General features: G+C 67.7%; 13 protein-coding genes. 7 read left to right on the top strand and 6 right to left on the bottom strand.

What is annotated here, in order from left to right; translation table 11 throughout:
* Position 1 precedes the first annotated feature (1 nt).
* Entirely contained in the window at positions 2 to 1,513 is a 1,512-nt protein-coding gene (locus B7R22_RS08950; RefSeq protein ID WP_116411401.1) for a leucyl aminopeptidase, read from the bottom strand.
* A 104-nt stretch (positions 1,514 to 1,617) separates the two neighbouring features.
* On the opposite strand from B7R22_RS08950, the gene B7R22_RS08945 reads away from it, so the two are divergent.
* The 5 genes from B7R22_RS08945 (at position 1,618) to B7R22_RS08925 (ending at position 7,616) form a co-directional block, all read left to right on the top strand.
* Entirely contained in the window at positions 1,618 to 2,553 is a 936-nt protein-coding gene (locus tag B7R22_RS08945; RefSeq protein WP_116411400.1) for a proteasome assembly chaperone family protein, read from the top strand.
* A gap of 84 nt (positions 2,554 to 2,637) precedes the next feature.
* A complete protein-coding gene (locus tag B7R22_RS08940) occupies positions 2,638 to 3,951 on the top strand; it encodes an MFS transporter (protein WP_116411399.1) in 1,314 nt (437 codons plus the stop codon).
* A gap of 218 nt (positions 3,952 to 4,169) precedes the next feature.
* The gene (locus B7R22_RS08935; RefSeq protein ID WP_116411398.1) at positions 4,170 to 5,483 is read left to right on the top strand and encodes an RNA polymerase sigma factor; all 1,314 of its coding nucleotides are present in this window, start codon (positions 4,170 to 4,172) and stop codon (positions 5,481 to 5,483) included.
* A 4-nt stretch (positions 5,484 to 5,487) separates the two neighbouring features.
* The gene (locus B7R22_RS08930) at positions 5,488 to 6,771 is read left to right on the top strand and encodes a MurT ligase domain-containing protein (protein WP_116411397.1); all 1,284 of its coding nucleotides are present in this window, start codon (positions 5,488 to 5,490) and stop codon (positions 6,769 to 6,771) included.
* Entirely contained in the window at positions 6,768 to 7,616 is an 849-nt protein-coding gene (locus tag B7R22_RS08925; RefSeq protein WP_116411396.1) for a type 1 glutamine amidotransferase, read from the top strand. The genes B7R22_RS08930 and B7R22_RS08925 overlap by 4 nt, the downstream gene beginning before the upstream one ends.
* A 121-nt stretch (positions 7,617 to 7,737) precedes the next feature.
* Here the strand turns inward: B7R22_RS08925 and B7R22_RS08920 are convergent, their stop codons facing one another.
* Positions 7,738 to 9,825 (bottom strand): DNA gyrase/topoisomerase IV subunit B, encoded by a 2,088-nt coding sequence (locus B7R22_RS08920; protein WP_116411395.1) that lies wholly within the window; start codon positions 9,823 to 9,825, stop codon positions 7,738 to 7,740.
* 230 nt (positions 9,826 to 10,055) lie between these two features.
* Between B7R22_RS08920 and B7R22_RS08915 the strand changes: the two genes are divergently transcribed.
* Positions 10,056 to 10,286, top strand: a complete 231-nt coding sequence (locus B7R22_RS08915; RefSeq protein WP_116283225.1) for a DUF7455 domain-containing protein — start codon at positions 10,056 to 10,058, stop codon at positions 10,284 to 10,286.
* A gap of 74 nt (positions 10,287 to 10,360) precedes the next feature.
* On the opposite strand, the gene B7R22_RS08910 is transcribed toward B7R22_RS08915, so the two are convergent.
* Positions 10,361 to 13,009, bottom strand: coding sequence for a DNA gyrase/topoisomerase IV subunit A (locus B7R22_RS08910; RefSeq protein WP_116411394.1), 2,649 nt, complete (start codon positions 13,007 to 13,009; stop codon positions 10,361 to 10,363).
* A 94-nt stretch (positions 13,010 to 13,103) separates the two neighbouring features.
* Positions 13,104 to 13,811 carry a DUF1963 domain-containing protein gene (locus B7R22_RS08905; RefSeq protein ID WP_116411393.1) on the bottom strand — a complete coding sequence of 236 codons (708 nt, stop codon included), beginning with the start codon at positions 13,809 to 13,811 and terminating at the stop codon, positions 13,104 to 13,106.
* Between the two features lie 65 nt (positions 13,812 to 13,876).
* On the opposite strand from B7R22_RS08905, the gene B7R22_RS08900 reads away from it, so the two are divergent.
* Positions 13,877 to 15,025, top strand: coding sequence for an alkaline phosphatase family protein (locus B7R22_RS08900; RefSeq protein WP_116411392.1), 1,149 nt, complete (start codon positions 13,877 to 13,879; stop codon positions 15,023 to 15,025).
* A gap of 48 nt (positions 15,026 to 15,073) precedes the next feature.
* Here B7R22_RS08900 and B7R22_RS19165 read toward each other — a convergent pair whose 3' ends face one another.
* Together B7R22_RS19165 and sepH are read right to left on the bottom strand one after the other, a co-directional pair.
* Complete coding sequence (locus B7R22_RS19165; RefSeq protein WP_172582278.1) at positions 15,074 to 15,286, bottom strand: hypothetical protein; 213 nt, start codon at positions 15,284 to 15,286, stop codon at positions 15,074 to 15,076.
* 11 nt (positions 15,287 to 15,297) lie between these two features.
* Positions 15,298 to 16,839 (bottom strand): septation protein SepH, encoded by a 1,542-nt coding sequence (sepH, locus tag B7R22_RS19785; RefSeq protein WP_253258969.1) that lies wholly within the window; start codon positions 16,837 to 16,839, stop codon positions 15,298 to 15,300.
* Positions 16,840 to 16,989 lie beyond the last annotated feature (150 nt).

The following is a 16,989-nucleotide window of genomic DNA, read 5'->3' as shown; positions in this document are numbered from 1 at the left end:
ACTACGCTCCCTCGGTGCTCATCCTTTCGGCCAGGTCGATCAGCGTGCGGACGGTCACGCCGGTCGGCCCCTTTCCGGTGAAACCGTAACCCTCGCCGCCGTTCAGTGCGGGGCCTGCGATGTCGAGGTGCGTCCACGGGATCGGGCCGCTGCCATCGGCCTTCTGCCCGACGAACTCCCGCAGGAAGATCGCCGCGATCAGCATCCCACCCGCCGTGTTGCCGGGCTTGATGTTCTGCAGGTCGGCGATGTCCGAGTTCAGCAGCGGCCGGAGCTCGGCGGGCATCGGCATGTGCCAGAGCGTCTCGGAGGTGGATGTTGCCGACGCGAGCACCGACGCAACGAGGTCGTTCTCACCCATCACTCCGACATACCGGTTGCCGAGCGCCGTGACCTGCGCCCCGGTGAGCGTTGCCACATCGATGATCGCGTCGGGGTGCTCCTCACTGGCCGCGACCAGGCCGTCGGCCAGGACGAGGCGCCCCTCTGCATCGGTGTTCAGCACCTCGACGGTCTTGCCGCCGTAGATCTTCAGCACGTCACCGGGGCGGATCGCCGAACCCGAGGGCATGTTCTCGGCAAGGCACAGCCACGCAGTGATGCGGACGGGCAGGGCGAGAGCGGCAGCGGCAAGAGCGACGGCGAGAACGGTCGCGGCTCCCGTCATGTCGTCCTTCATGCCGATCATCGACGCCGGGGGCTTGAGTGAGAGTCCGCCGGAGTCGAACGTGATCCCCTTGCCGACGAGCGCGAGGTGCCGGGATGCACCGCTCGGCTGGTACGAGACCCTGACGAGTCGCGGGCCGCGCGTAGAGCCCTGCCCCACGCCGACGATCCCGCCGAAGCCCTCGGCCTCGAGCGCGGGCACGTCCCACACCTTCAGGTCGACAGGAAGTTCTCCGGCAGCCCGCCTGGCCTCCTCGGCGAAGGTCTCGGGATAGAGGTCGAGGGGGGCGGCGTTCACGAGGTCCCGTACCAGGGCGACGGCGCGGGCCGTCTCACGGGCAGGAACCACCGCGGATTCCGCGTCCTCGAACGCGGTCGTGAGCACCAGGCTGCTGGCCGCCCGGGAGCGACCCTCCATCGTCGAGAACCGGTACTCGGTGTAGTCGTAGGCGCCCATGGCCGCACCTTCGAGGATCGCCCTGGCATCCGCGACCGAGGTGACGGGAAGGCCGAGCGCAACGGTCTCGAAGCCCCGCACGCGACGGGTCGCGGCCCCGGCGGCGTACCGCAGGGCATCCGGCGTCGCTTCCGAAGCGCCGAGCCCCACCAGGATCACGACGTGAGACTGGATGCCCGCAATGGGCCCGACCCGCTGCACCTCGTCCTTCGTGCCGCCGAAACCGAGGCCCTCGAACATCCCCTCGAGGGCGGATCGCGCTTCACCCGGCAGGCTCTCACCGCCCAGGACGACCACGCGGTCATCCACCTTCGAGACGGCGAGGACAAGGGCATCCGCAGCGATCTCTGCGGCGGACTGTGACGTGACGGAAATATCGGAGAGGCTCATGCGCTTAACCCTATCTACGCCGATGTGTCACCACGGCGCCTGCGTTCGCCACGGGCGGACCGTTCCCAGGGAGCGCCGGGCGGTGACCGGATTAGAGTGAGTACATGAAGGATCCGACTGAGTTGTTCGAGCTGGCAGACGAGGTCGACCTGATTCCCGAGGGGTTGCCGCTCGTCGCAGCGCTGACCGGTTTCACCGACGCGGGCGCCGCAGTCAGTCAGTTCGGCGACTACGTGCTCGACACCCTGAACAATCGCGTGGTCGCCGAGTTCGACCCCGACATCCTGCTCGACTACCGTGCTCGCCGGCCCATCGTCGACTTCGACCAGGACCACCTGAGCGACTACCAGCCGCAGACCCTGCGGCTCTACCTCGTCAGCGACGAGCTGGGCCAGCAGTTCCTCTTTCTGAGCGGATTCGAGCCCGACTTCCGCTGGGAGCAGTTCACCGCAGCGATCGTGCACCTGGTCGACCGGTTCCAGGCGAAGACCACCACCTGGGTGCACGCGATCCCGATGCCCGTGCCGCACACCCGCGCCATCGGCGTCACAGTGAGCGGCAACCGGGTCGAGCTGACCGATGCCCTGTCAGTGTGGCGCCCGCACACCCAGGTTCCGGCTAACGTGCTGCACCTGGCCGAGTACCGGCTCCAGCAGCTGGGGCACCCGGTGGCGGGCTTCGTGCTGCTCATCCCGCACTACCTCGCCGACACCGAGTACCCCCTCGCTGCGGTCTCGTCTCTCGAGAGCATCAGCGCGGCGACCGGGCTCATCTTCCCGACAGACAGGCTGAGAGAAGAGGGGCGCGAGTTCCTCACGAAGATCGACCAGCAGGTGAAGGCGAATGCGGAACTCGAGAAGCTGGTCGGCACGCTCGAGGAGCGACACGACAGCTACATGCAGAATGCCGGTGTGCGTTCGCCGCTGACCGACGAAGACGGTGAGCTTCCCTCTGCCGACGAGATCGCTGCGGAACTCGAGAACTTCCTGGCGATCAAGCGCCGCGGAGACGACTCGGGCCCGGGTTTCGGCGGGCTCTGAACTTATGGTCGGCCCTTCGGGCCGCGCTGTACGAGCTCGGGGTGGGGCTCGGGGTGGCGGTCGGAGCATCGGTAAACTTGTCCGGTGAACTCAAAACGGTCGTGGTTCGTCTTCGGGATCGCCGCCCTGGCCTATGTGTCGGCGGTGCTCCAGCGGACCACGCTCGGGGTGGCGGGGGTCTCCGCCGCTGAACGCTTCGACACCTCGGCCGCCATCCTGTCGAGCCTGGCCGTCGTGCAGCTGATCGTCTACGCTGCGCTCCAGATCCCGAACGGCATCCTGATCGACCGGGTCGGACCGAAAGCACTGATCGTGGTGGGAACCGCCGTGATGGTGGTCGGCCAGCTGACCCTCGCCTTCTCGACGGACGTCGGCACGGCGATCCTCGGCCGGATCCTCGTCGGCGCTGGCGACTCGGCCGTCTTCATCTCGGTCATCAGGCTGGTGAACTCGTGGTTCTCCGGCCGGATCGTGCCGCAACTCTCCCAGTGGATGGGCAATCTCGGGGCGATCGGCCAGATCCTCTCGGCCGTGCCGTTCGCGATCGTGCTGCACGCCGCCGGCTGGACGACCGCCTTCGCCTCTGCGGCCGCGGTGGGTGTGCTGGCGTTCATCCTGGGCGTCATCGTGCTCGCCGACCGTCCGGCTGACGCCGTGGTCGGCACCCAGCCAACCCTTCGCGACGTGCTGTCCCGGCTCGGCCCGACCCTCCGCCGGCCCGGAACGCAGCTCGGGTTCTGGTCGCACTTCGTGACCCAGTCCTCTGGCACGGTGTTCACGATCTTCTGGGGCTTCCCCTTCATGGTGTCGGCCCTCGGCTACAGCCCCGGGCTGGCGTCGGGTCTCCTCGTCGTGATCGTGCTGGTCGGGCTGGTTTCGGGTCCGATCCTCGGTGTGCTCACGGCACGATTCCCGACGCGGCGTTCGAACCTGGTGATCGGGATCGTGGTGATGCTGGCAGTCGTCTGGACGGCCGTGCTCGTCTGGCCCGTCGCCCCGCCGCTCTGGCTGATGGTGTTGCTCGTCGTGTCGATGGGGGCCGGCGGTCCCGGATCCCTCATCGGGTTCGACTTCGCCCGCACCTTCAACCCGCCGCACACCCTCGGGTCGGCGAACGGCGTGGTGAACGTCGGCGGATTCACGGCGAGCTTCGTGATGCTCTTTCTCATCGGAGTCATCCTGGACGCACTGCACAATGCGGGTTTCAGCGCGGATCTCTACAACGTGAGCGCCTTCCGGATCGCCTTCGCGGTGCAGTACGTGATCATCGGGGGCGGAGTGCTGTTCCTCCTCAGAGCCCGTCGGCGAGCCCGCCTGCAGTTGGAGGAGGACGAGGGAATATCGGTGGGGCCGCTCTGGGTTGCACTCTCTGCAGCCTGGGCGCGAAAGCGGACTTGACAAAAGCGCCACCTGTCAGCCAAGGTTCGCAATCCGTGCAATAATTGTAGCCAGAGACCCGTTCTTGTATTGGGGTGGTCCGCATGTCGGCCACGCAAAGTCCCAGCACTTGACATGGGTCTTAGTAATGTCAGAAAACAACTCTGGGTGACAGTGGCGCGGGGGCGCAGATCTCTTACGTCCCGTCGCAACCTCTTCCCGTGTGAAAGGTGATCCGTATGGCCACCACGAAGGCTCCCGCGGCAAAAGCCGCCGCCACGAAGACCTCCACTGCCGCGAAGGCGGCAGTCAAGACCCCCGCCAAGACGGCGGCTCCGAAAGCCACGAAGACAGCCGCCAAGGGCAAGGCGACGGCCAGCAAGGCGAAGTCCGATCCCGATACCGAGGACGAAGACGCGGTCGACGCCGGCGAGCTCGAGACCGACGCTCCTGACGACGCCGTTGTGGTCGTCGCCGAGGGCGATGCCGCCGTCGACGGTGATGCCGCTGCAACGAGCGACGACGACTCCGACGACGACAGCCCCAAGAGTGCAACGACCGAGGCCCTGCCCACGGGTGCGCTCGTGCTGTCGCTCGTCGATGACGACGACGACGTGCCGGTGTACTCGAGTGCCATCACAGGTGCGACGGCAGACCCCGTCAAGGACTACCTGAAGCAGATCGGCAAGGTCGCCCTGCTGAACGCGGCCGAAGAGGTCGAGCTCGCGATGCGCATCGAGGCGGGCCTGTTCGCCGAAGACAAGCTGGCGAACTCCGAGGGTCTGAGCCCCTCCGCCAAGCGCGAGCTGCAGTGGGTCGCGAAAGACGGACAGCGCGCGAAGAGCCACCTGCTCGGCGCCAACCTCCGTCTCGTTGTCTCGCTCGCCAAGCGCTACACCGGCCGCGGAATGCAGTTCCTCGACCTCATCCAGGAGGGAAACCTGGGCCTCATCCGTGCCGTCGAGAAGTTCGACTACACCAAGGGCTTCAAGTTCTCGACGTATGCGACCTGGTGGATCCGCCAGGCCATCACCCGCGCCATGGCCGACCAGGCACGCACCATCCGTATCCCGGTGCACATGGTCGAGGTCATCAACAAGCTCGCCCGCGTGCAGCGCCAGATGCTCCAGGACCTGGGCCGCGAGCCCACGCCCGAGGAGCTCAGCCGCGAGCTCGACATGACGCCCGAGAAGGTCGTCGAGGTTCAGAAGTACGGCCGCGAGCCGATCTCACTGCACACGCCTCTCGGTGAAGACGGCGACAGCGAGTTCGGTGACCTCATCGAGGACACCGAGGCCGTCGTCCCCGCCGATGCCGTGGGCTTCACGATGCTGCAGAAGCAGCTCGAGTCGCTGCTCGACTCGCTCTCCGAGCGCGAGGCGGGCGTCATCCGCATGCGGTTCGGCCTGGGGGACGGCATGCCGAAGACCCTCGACCAGATCGGTGACACGTTCGGCGTGACGCGTGAGCGCATCCGCCAGATCGAGTCGAAGACCATGGCCAAGCTCCGTCACCCGTCGCGGTCGCAGTCCCTGCGCGACTACCTCGAGTAAACCGGTGGGAGTTCGCACCAGCGCGGCCGTCGCAGTCGGTCGCGCTGTACGGGTTGCCGCGCGGCTGCGCGGCGGCGGATCTGCGATCCCGGGCACGGTTGCGCTCCGCATCGCGCCCCGTTTCCTCGAAGACACGATCGCTGCGATCCCGCGCGGGGTCGTCGCGGTGTCGGGCTCGAACGGCAAGTCGACCACCACGAACATGCTGGCGGCGATCCTCCGGGAGCACGGCCTGAAGGTGTTCACGAATCCCTCCGGTGGAAACCTGCCGCAGGGCATCGCCTCGTCGGTGCTCTCGCAGGTGGCCCTGAACGGGCGGCTCGACGCCGACATCGCGATCCTCGAAGTCGACGAGGGGTACGGGCCCAAACTCACGAAGCTGCTGAAGCCCCGTACGGTGCTGCTGCTGAACATCCAGATCGACCAGCTGAACCGTTACCACGAGCCCGACCGGGTCGTGCGGATGCTCGAACAGGTCGCAATGACGGCCACCACCTCGCTCATCCTGAACCGTGACGACAACCATCTCGTCGACATGGACAAGCGCATCCCGGGTAGCAGGGAGGTCGCCTTCTTCGGTGCCTCTGCCGAGCTCATCACCGGAGCGGCGCACGGCGTGGCCTCCGCCGATCGTTTCGGCGACGCCCACGCGGCCGCCGGCACGCGCGAGGCCGCCGTGACCGTCACGGCGCTCGGCGACTCGAGCGCGACCCTCAGCATCGACGGGCAGCAGATCGACGTGCGGCTCCCGGCGCGTGGCCTGCACTACGCTCTGGATGCCGCGGGCGCAGCCGCCACGGCCCGCTCCGTGCTCGGTGCCGACTTCCGCCCCGAGAAGGTCACGTCTGCCCTCGGCGGGCTCACGACGGTCTACGGTCGCGGCGAGCTCCTGGAGGTCGACGGGGAGAGCATCGAGATCATCATGATGAAGAACCCGGCCAGCCTCCAGCTGAACCTCGACTCGCTCGAGACCCAGCCCGAGCAGGTCTTCATGGCGATCGACGAGGGCACGCCCGATCCGTCGTGGATCTACGACATCGACCTCTCGAGCCTCTCGCACGTCGACGTGATCACGGGATCGAAGGCCTGGCAGTTCGCGGTGCGACTCGGGTATGCCGGCATCCCGGTCGGAACGGTCGACCTCGATGTGCGCGCGGCCGTGAAGCAGTTCCTCGCGCTGCCGCGCCCCGCGAGCGGCCGGAAGACGATGATTCTGAACTACGAACAGATGATGGGGATCCGCAAGATCCTCGGCTTCAAGGAACTGGAAGGCGGTGGCCAGGCATGAGCGATGCTTCTGACACGTCGCGCCCCGCGACCGAGCGGCTGAACATCCTGCATCTCTTTCCGCGGACACTCGGGATGAACGGGGAGAACGGCAACGTCGACATCCTCGTTCACCGTGCCGAGGCCCGCGGTCTCAGCGTGAACGTCAAGCGCTACGAAGACGGCGATTCGCTGCCCGCTGCGGTGGATCTGGTGTTCATCGGCAGCGGGCCGGTCTCGGCGCAGCTGGAGACCCAGCCGTGGTTGAGCGTGCTCGCCCCGCCGCTCCGCGCGCTGGCCGCGCACGATGTGCCGTTCCTGGCCGTCGGCGCCGGGTTCCAGCTGCTGGGGGAGAGTGTGACGCTGGCTGACGGCACCGTGCTCGCCGGAGCAGGGGTGTTCCCGGTCACGACCACGGTGGCGGGGGAGCGTGTGGTCGGTGACTTCGTCGTCTCGTCGCCCGTGCTCGGCACGCTCGTCGGGTTCGAGAACCGTGGGTCGTACGTTGACATCCTTGATGCGGCGCCGATCGGGCACGTCGTCTACGGACGGGGCAACGTCGCTGCGACAGGCCCCGGTGCGTCTGCGGGCGCAGCGGCCATCGCGGCGTCGGGTGCGACCGCTGAGGGCACCGTGCGGGTGGCACCGGATGATCGGGTTGAGGGGTACTGGGTCGGAAACCTGGTGGGAACCCACCTGCACGGCCCGGTTCTCGCGAACAACCCTGCCCTCGCGGACTGGCTGCTCACGGCGGCGCTGGCGCGTCGCGGCGAGACCCTGCCCCCCGCTCCGGCCTCGCTTGCCGAGATCGACCGCCGAGCATCCAAGGCTCGCGACACCATAGCCGCAGCCCCCCTCAGCGAATAAGTGAGCGCGGCGGGCGGCCTGAACGGCCGCTCGCTCCCAGCGCGGCACGACCCCATCGAGACGGGAGTTTCAGTCGTTCCGACGCGAGCGAAGCGACTGAAACTCCCGAGTCGAGGGGCTACTAGGTATCGATGCGGTCTTTCGACATGGTGTCGCTGCCGGCGATGATGAACTCCTTGCGGGGGGCCACGTCGTCGCCCATGAGCAGCTCGAACGTGCGCTCGGCGGCGGCCGCGTCATCCACCCGCACCCGGCGGAGCATCCGGTGGGCCTTGTCCATCGTGGTGAGCGCGAGCTGGTCGGCATCCATCTCGCCGAGGCCCTTGTAGCGCTGGATCGGGTCCTGGTACTTCTTGTTGCTCTTCTTCAGGCCCGCCAACACGCCGTTCAGTTCAGCCTCTGAATACGTGTAGATCGTCTCATTCGGCTTGGTTCCGGGGTTCATCACGACCACACGGTGCAACGGCGGAACGGCCGCGAATACCCGCCCGGCGTCGATCATCGGCCGCATGTACCGGAAGAAGAGCGTCAGCAGCAGGGTGCGGATGTGCGCTCCGTCGACGTCGGCGTCGCTCATCAGGATGATCTTGCCGTAGCGCGCGGCAGAAAGGTCGAACGTGCGGCCGGAGCCTGCGCCGATCACCTGGATCATCGAGGCGCACTCGGCGTTCGAGAGCATGTCGCTCACGGAGGCCTTCTGAACGTTCAGGATCTTGCCCCGGATGGGCAGCAGCGCCTGGAACTCGCTGTTGCGCGCCTGCTTCGCCGTACCGAGCGCGGAGTCGCCCTCGACGATAAACAGCTCGCTGCCCGTCACGTCGCTCGACCGGCAGTCGACGAGTTTGGCCGGAAGCGACGAGCTCTCGAGCGCGTTCTTGCGGCGCTGCGTCTCCTTGTGGGCCCTGGCGGAGATCCGCGACTTCATCTCGGCCACCACCTTGTCGAGCACCAGGGCGGTCTGCGTCTTGTCGTCGCGCTTCGTCGAAGAGAACCGTTCGGTGAGCGTCTTCGTGACCACCGAGGTGACGATGGCCCGCACGGCCGGCGTGCCGAGGATCTCCTTGGTCTGCCCCTCGAACTGCGGCTCGGGCAGGCGCACGGTGAGCACCGCAGTGAGCCCAGCGAGCACGTCCTCCTTGTCGAGCTTGTCGTTGCCGACCTTCAGCCGGCGCGCGTTGTCCTCGACGGTCTTGCGGAGAAAACGCAGCAGCCCCGCCTCGAAGCCGGCGAGATGCGTGCCGCCCTTCGGCGTGGAGATGATGTTGACGAAGGTCTTGAGTTCGGTCTCGTATCCCGTTCCCCAGCGGAGGGCGATGTCCACCGCGCAGTCGCGGGTGAGCTCGGTGGGCACCATCGCGCCGGCGTCGCTCAGCACCGGCACGGTCTCGGTGAAGGTGCCGGCACCTTCGAGGCGCCAGGTGTCGGTCAGCGGGGCATCCGGAGCCAGGAAGTCGACGAACTCGGCCAGGCCACCGTCGTACTTGAAGGATTCGTGGAGGGGCACCTCGCCGCGGTTGTCGGTGATGTCGAGTGCCAGGCCTGACACCAGGAAGGCCGTCTGGCGGGCCCGGTCGATGAGCTCCGAAGTCTGGAACTCGGTCGACTCCGTGAAGATCTGCGGGTCGGCCCAGTACCGGATGCGCGTGCCTGTCACGCCACGCTTCACCTTGCCCACCACCCGCAGCTCGCTCTGGTTCTCGAAGGGCGTGAAGGGAGAGCGCGGGGAGGGAGTCGCCGGATCGGCGTCGGCGAAGTTGCCGGGCTCGCCGCGATGGAACGACATCGCGAACGTCTTGCCGTCGCGGTCCACCTCCACGTCGAGCCGCTCGCTCAGCGCATTCACCACCGACGCGCCCACGCCGTGCAGGCCTCCGGATGCCGCGTACGATCCCGAACCGAACTTGCCGCCTGCGTGGAGCTTCGTGAACACCACTTCGACGCCGCTGAGGCCCGTGCGGGGCTCGATGTCGACCGGGATGCCGCGGGCCCGGTCACGCACCTCGACGCTGCTGTCGGCGTGCAGGGTGATGGAGATCTCGTCGCCGTGGCCGCCGAGCGCCTCGTCGACCGAGTTGTCGATGATCTCCCACAGGCAGTGCATCAGACCCTTGGGACCCGTCGAGCCGATGTACATTCCGGGGCGTTTCCGCACCGCCTCGAGACCCTCCAGTACCGACAGGTGCCTGGCCGAGTAGTCGGACGATGCCAAAGGAGCTCCTAGCTGGGACGTGACTGAAGATGACGGCAAGGGGGGCGCGGCGCCCGCCCCGACGTCTTAGCCTAGTGAGATCATCCGTCATCCACCGCGATGACACTCGCTCCAGAAGGCTCGGCTACGCGCAGAGCGAAACACAGGCGAATGTAACATCGTGGGAACATACTCATGCTTGTATGGGTTCTACAGATTGTCTGAGGTAACAAGCCGTGAGGAGCCAGAAGATGCAATCAATTGCAACAGAGACCAACGTGGTGGGCGATCTGCAGGCGAGCCGCCAGCTGACCGGAGCCGACCGTTGTGACAGCTGCGGTGCACAGGCTTACATCCGTGTCGAGATGAACAGCGGTGACCTGCTGTTCTGCGCGCACCACGGCCGTGAGGTTCACGCCAAGCTGTTCCCCATCGCCAAGAGCTGGCACGACGAGTCCGACCGCCTGCTCGAGCAGCGCTAGGCTCCACAGCCCCCGAACGCGAGCGGCCCCGTCTTCCACCGGACGACGGGGCCGCTTCTTCGTACCCGCTCCGGTTACGGGAGGATGGCGGCGGAGCCGACAGAGTCGACCGGGGCCGCCAGCGGGGTGCCGGAGGCGTCACGCTTCGCGCCCGCCTCGGGCAGGGTGCGAACGGCGCCGTCTGACGAGACGGCCAAGGCGGGCGCTGAACCCACCCAGGCGAGCTGCAGGGCGTCTTCGCCGCGGAGGAATCGGTGCGCCCGCACGCCGCCCGTGGCACGGCCCTTCGGCGGGAACTCTCCGAACTCGGAGACCTTCGCAGAGCCTGCGTCGGTGCCGGGCAGAGTGCCGGAGCTCGACGCCACCGTCACAACGACGACGCGGGGCGCGGGTGCCTCGGCCAGCTCACCCTCGATGGGCTCGTCCCCGTTCGCATCCGCGGCCGGCGGGGTCGTATCGACGGCGCTGAACGCGATCACGGTCGCGCCAGCGCCAAGACTGATGCCGGCCATCCCACCGGCGAGGCGGCCCTGGGGGCGCACGGCGGCAGCTCCGAAGTGCAGCAGTTGGGCATCCGACGCGACGAAGACGAGGTTCGACGTCTCGGGAGCCTGCTCGGCGCCGACCACCTCGTCGCCCTGCTTGAGCGTGATGAGTTCGAAGTCGGGCTTGTTCGGCCAGTCTCCCGGGGTGACGCGCTTCACTGTTCCGAGCTTCGTGCCGAGCGCTATGGGTACCTCTGAGGTGAGCGAGACGAGGGCGACCACACGCTCGCCGCGACCGAGGGTGAGGTAGTCGGCGATCCGCACCCCTGCACCGAGCTGAACCGAGTTGACCGGGGCGACGGGCAGGTCGAGCACGCTCATCCGGAGCACGCGGCCGAGGGTGGTGACCGCGCCGATCTCGGTGCGCGTGGTCGTGTCGACGACCGACCGCACGGCGTCGTGCTTGCTGCGCCGCGGGGGAGCGCCGGAGGGGCGCGCGGAGGGGGTCGTTCCCAGACTCTCAGTACCGACGCTGCCAGTACCGACGCTGCCAGTACCGACGTTGCCTGCGCCGACGCTGCCAGCGCCGTCGCTGTCACCCCCGCCCGAGACGATCTCGGCCGCCGTGGGCAGGTCGACCCGCATGGTGCGCCCCGTCGTCGAGAGGAACACCCGGCACGGCACATCCGCCAGTTCGAGCGAGACCTGCGCCTTGCGGGCAGCGGCGGTCGAGGCGGGAGCCGGCCGCGCCTCGGTGAGGAGCGTGCGGCGAGGGGTTCCGAGGGCGTCGGCGACCTCATCCAACTCTTCGGAGACGGTCTGGCGAATGAGAGCCTTACTGGCCAGCAACGCCTCCAGATGTTCGATCTCCTTCAACAGCTGGTCGCGTTCGGTCTCGAGCTCGATGCGGGAGAAGCGGGTGAGCCGGCGCAGCCGCAGCTCGAGGATGTAGTCGGCCTGCAGCTGGTCGAGGTCGAACACGTCGATGAGCCGGGTGCGTGCCTGATCGGTGTCATCCGAGTTGCGGATGACCTGGATCACCTCGTCGATGTCGAGGATGGCGATCAACAGCCCGAGCAGCAGGTGCAGACGTTCGCGGCGCTTCGTCAGCCGATACCGGGTGCGGCGCGTCGTGACCTCGATGCGGTGGTCGACGTAGACCTGCAGCAACTGCTTCAGCCCGAGCGTTTGCGGGCTGCCGTTCACCAGGGCGACGTTGTTGATGTTGAACGAGTCCTCGAGCGGGGTCTGCCGGTAGAGCTGCTCGAGAACGGCCTCCGGGCTGAACCCCGTCTTGATGCCGATAACGAGCCGCAGACCGTTCACGCGGTCGGTCAGGTCGGTGACATCCGAGATGCCCTGGAGTTTTTTTGAATTGACGCCGTCCTTGATCTTCGAGATGACCTTCTCGGCTCCGACGAGATACGGGAGCTCGGTGACGACGAGGCCGACCTTCCGGGCGGTGAGCGTCTCGACACTGACCTTCGCGCGGGTCTTGAAGGCCCCGCGGCCGGTGGCGTAGGCGTCGCGGATGCCCGCCAGACCCACGATCGTGCCGCCGCCCGGCAGGTCGGGGCCCGGGATGAACTGCATCAGGTCATCCACACTCGCGTCGGGATGGGTGATCAGGTAGCGCGCCCCGGCGACCACCTCGATGAGGTTGTGCGGGGCCATATTCGTGGCCATGCCGACGGCGATCCCGCTCGCCCCGTTCACCAGCAGGTTCGGGTAGGCGGCGGGCAGCACATCCGGCTGCACCTCGGTGTTGTCGTAGTTGGGGATGAAGTCGACGACGTCCTCGTCGAGACCGTCGGTCATGTACAGCGCGGCGGGGGCCGGGCGGGCCTCGGTGTACCGGGATGCCGCGGGGCCGTCGTCAAGCGACCCGAAGTTGCCGTGGCCGTCGACAAGGGGCAGGCGGAGTGTCCAGCTCTGGGCGAGGCGCACCAGCGCGTCGTAGATGGAGGCGTCGCCGTGCGGGTGGAGCTTGCCCATCACATCGCCCACGACACGGGCCGACTTCACATGCCCGCGGTCGGGACGCAGGCCCATGACGCTCATCTGGTAGATGATGCGGCGCTGCACCGGCTTCAGCCCGTCACGGGCATCCGGGAGCGCGCGAGAGTAGATGACCGAGTAGGCGTATTCGAGAAAGGACCCCTGCATCTCACTCGACACATCGATGTCTTCGATGTTCTCGATGATGTCGGGCTCGGGCTCGGGTGTTCTCGGCGTCATTTGCCCCCCATGATACCGGCCACCGACGCTCGGTTCCGGCAACGGACCCGCTCACCCTGAGCGTGTCCTGGGGCCCTGCCGGGCTGCTCGATGTTCACTCCTGCCAGCAGAACCGCGCCGACGTCAGGTGGCGGTTGACGAACACATAGCCCGTTCCGTTGTAGCCGAAGTCCAGCCAGAACGGCGCGTTGAGGGATCGCAGCTGCGCGAGCAGTCGCCACGTCGGGTCGCCGTAGGGAAACGCGTCTCCCGCGCGGAACGCGGGTGTGCCGCCGAGCTTCGAGCCGAGAACCGCCGCACCGTACTCCTGCCATTCCGTCGCCGCCATGCGGAGGTATCGCTTCTCGTCGACGAACTCCGGATCCTCGCGCGGTTCGAGGCGCGCTGTGAAGATCACAGGCTGGCTTGTCGGACTCGACCGGCCCAAGGTGATGGTGCGCGATACGGCTGATGGGCCTTCGGCTTCAGCGCAAAGGGGCCCGGAAAACGCATGCCCCGGCTGGAGGATCACAGCATTCTCGCCTCCGTCGAAGGATCGGGTCTCAGGCACCGGCACTCCATCAACCAGGCTGTCAGTCATGAAGAGGTAGGCCATCTGCTGGGGCGGCCAGCGCGGCGGAGCATCGACAGGCGAGGCATCCTTGACCGCGATCTGGCCGACGAAGCGCATCTTCGTGCCGAAGCGCCGGCTCAACGGCCATTTCGGGGATGCTCTCCATACCGGCTGCCCGCCGAACTTCGTGACGAATCCACGCGGATCGCGCGCCTGTTCGACGAAGGACAGTCTCGCTCCGAATACCATCTAATCGAGGATACATCATGTTACGTGCCTGAGGGAGCTGAAGGGCGTGTGACATTCTTGGAACAATGACCGCACCGCTTCCCACTCTCTCTCCTGACGTACCGCACCTCGTCGATGTGCTGCCCAGCTGCCTTCAAGCGTTCGACGGCCAGCCCAATGCGCTCGAGCTCCCTCGTGCCGAGCGCATCGTCGTGGTGCTGGTCGACGGGCTCGGGGTCTCCTCCCTCCGGGCGCGGGCCGGGCATGCGCGTCACCTCATGGCGGCGCTCACGAAGAAGGCGAAGCTCGCGAGCGGGTTCCCCACCACGACCGCCGTCGCGCTGGCCTCGCTCACGACAGGCACGCCACCCGGCACGAACGGGATGGTCGGCTACACCGCGCTCGTTCCCGGCCACGACGTGGTGCTCAACCAGCTGAGCGGCTGGGGAGTGCAGATGGTTCCTCGCGAATGGCAGGCCCAGCAGACACTCTTCGAGCGCGCCTCGGCCGCGGGCATCGGATGCTCGGCCATCGGTGCGGCCCGCTATGAGACCAGCGGATTCACCGAAGCAGTGCTGCGGGGTGCCCGCTACATCGCCGGAAAGACGATAGCCGACCGGTTCGCTGCAGCCCGCGTCGCCCTCGACGCCGGGGGCCGCCAGCTGGTCTATGTCTACGTGCCCGAGCTGGACATGGCCTCCCACGCCCACGGTTGGCAGAGCGGCCAGTTCATCACCGCACTCGAAGCTGTGGACTCCTCGGTCGCCTCGTTCGCCGCCGCACTTCGGGCAGGGGAGGGGATGCTGCTCACCGCCGACCACGGCATGGTCGATGTCCCCACCACCTCCCATGTGCTCTTCGACACCGTGCCGGAGCTCGTGGCGGGGGTGCGGCACGTGGCCGGTGACCCGCGCTGCCTGCAGCTGCACCTCGAGCCGGGGCTGCCGGTGGGAGCCGCGGATGCCCTCGCCGAGGCCTGGCGGGCGGTCGAGGGATCGCGGGCCTGGGTGGCGACCCGGGACGAGGCGATCGACGCCGGCTGGTTCGGGGACGTTCTGCCGGGCATCCGCGGCCGGATCGGCGACGTACTCGTGGCGGCGCGCAAGAACATCGCCTACTACGACTCCAGGCGGACGCCCCCGGCGAAGCGCACGATGATCGGGCAGCACGGCTCGTGGAGCGACGATGAGCTCTCCGTACCGCTGCTGCGCTTCGGCGCGTTCGCGCAGGCTTGATGGTGTGGCCGAGGGTCTGGTGATCCACCGGGCGTGACGCTCAGGCAGTCAGGACTGCCAGCGCTGTTCTCCGCCTACGGACTGGGCGGTCGGGCGGAGGCCGAGGTGGCGAGCGGCGGCCTGCGAGGCTGCGTGGTCGGAGTGGATGTGCACGACGATGGTGGTGGCGCCCACGCTCTCCCTGAACCATTCCTGCGACCCGGATGGGCCGGAGGTCCAACGCGGTGTGACCAGGCGAGCGGCGAGCACAGCTCGGCTCACCTCAGCGCGGCTCAGCTCAGGTCGTCGTCGCTTCGCGCGCCGAACACGATCTCGTCCCAGCTGGGCATGGAGGCGCGTGCCTTGCGGCGGGGCTGGGAGCCGGTCTGGCGCTGCCTGCCCACTGCAGACTGCTCCGTCGCCTCGAGACCCGCCAGCGGCGTGTCGGCGGAATCCTGGGCGGCCTGCTCGGTGGTGTCCCCGTCGTCGCGGGTCGACGTCGCGTCGCTCTCGGCGGCCGGCGTGAGGTGGGCCACGGGGCGGCTGTCGCGGCCGAGACCAGAGGATCCGCGGGTGAACATGCCGGCGTGCGCGTGCTGGGAGGGGTGGTCGGCGCGGCCATCGTCGTAGCTGTCGAGGTCGTCACCGTCGTCGGTGAACGACGCGGATTCCCGCTCACCCCGTCGACGGCGGAGTGCCTCGAGCAGATCGGCCGTCTCGTTGTGGGCGGCCGCCGGCGGGGTTGCGCGGTTGACGGCAGCGGCTGCGGCACGCGCAGACGACTCCTGGTCGGTGCGCGATGCGGGGCGAGCGAAGGGTGTGGGATCGACGATCACCGGGGGAGCGGTCGGGCCGCGACCGGGTTCGCGCGTGGTCGTCTCTGCCGAATCGGTAGGGGACGCGGACGCCGAGCGGGCCACCGAACCCCAGATGGAGCGTGCGGCCGGGCTCTCGGTGCGCTCGGCCGCAGGGGGAGCTGCGGGGCGGGAGTCCGGCCGGGCAGTTTCGTCGTCGGAGTCCGAGGCGTCGTCGGCGTAGCGGCCCTGGCTGCCCAGGTCGTCGTCGCTCTGGTCGACGCCGAACGCGGCATCCAACTCGTCGAGGCCGAGACCGGCCTTCGCTGTACGACTGGGAGAATCGGTGCGCCCGAGAGCATCGGAACGTCCCAGACCATCAGTGCGCTGGATGCCCGGGCCTGCGGGCGTCGTCTCGACACCGTTCAGGTCGACGGCACGAAGGCGCGGGATGAGTCCGTCGGAGAGCTCGCCGTGCTGCGAGAGCGTGATCGCCCCCGAGTTGAGCGGCGTGAGGGAGTGCCTCTTCGGCTCGTACTGCCAGCGCGCATCGTGATCGATCTCGCTGGCGGTGAAGGTGAGCTTCACGATCCAGCCCGACTCCTCCTTCCAGCTGGCCCAGCGCAGGTCGGTCGCGCCGAGACCCGCCAGGCGCTCCTCGATGATCTCGCCGAAGGTCGATGACTGCTCGTCGCTCAGGGGATCGCCGCGGAGCGGATCATTCGAGGAGGCGACCTTCACGGCGACCTTGAGGGCCGACGACACGATGTGCAGCCGCTCGGCCACCACCGGGCCCTCGAAGCGCTCGACGTACTCGAGAGAGGCTCCTGTCGCGCGGGCGACATCCTCGGCACTCATCCCCGCCCGGATCTGCGACTGGATCTCGCGCGGCGACACCTTCACGCCGGTGGTCGCGGCTGAGGTGCTCTGGCGGAGCCTCGACTGGAGCACTTCGTCGATGGCCACGCGGTAACGCTCGCCGGTCTCCGAGGAGACGAGGAGCGCCCCGTTCTCGATGCCGATGACTGTGAGATCTTGCATGGTTTCTGGCCCCGTCTTGGTCTGGAGTTCCCTGCAAGGATGCCACGACAAACCCCCGGATCCCGGGAATGTTCGGGGCGTGCCGTAAGTTGCTACGGGCATAGGAGATAGTGGTCGCCGAGGCGGTTTGCTATTCCTACTTGAATGATG

The organism is Subtercola boreus (assembly GCF_003399635.1).
Taxonomy (GTDB): domain Bacteria; phylum Actinomycetota; class Actinomycetes; order Actinomycetales; family Microbacteriaceae; genus Subtercola; species Subtercola boreus_B.
This window is presented reverse-complemented; position numbering and strand designations above follow the sequence as displayed.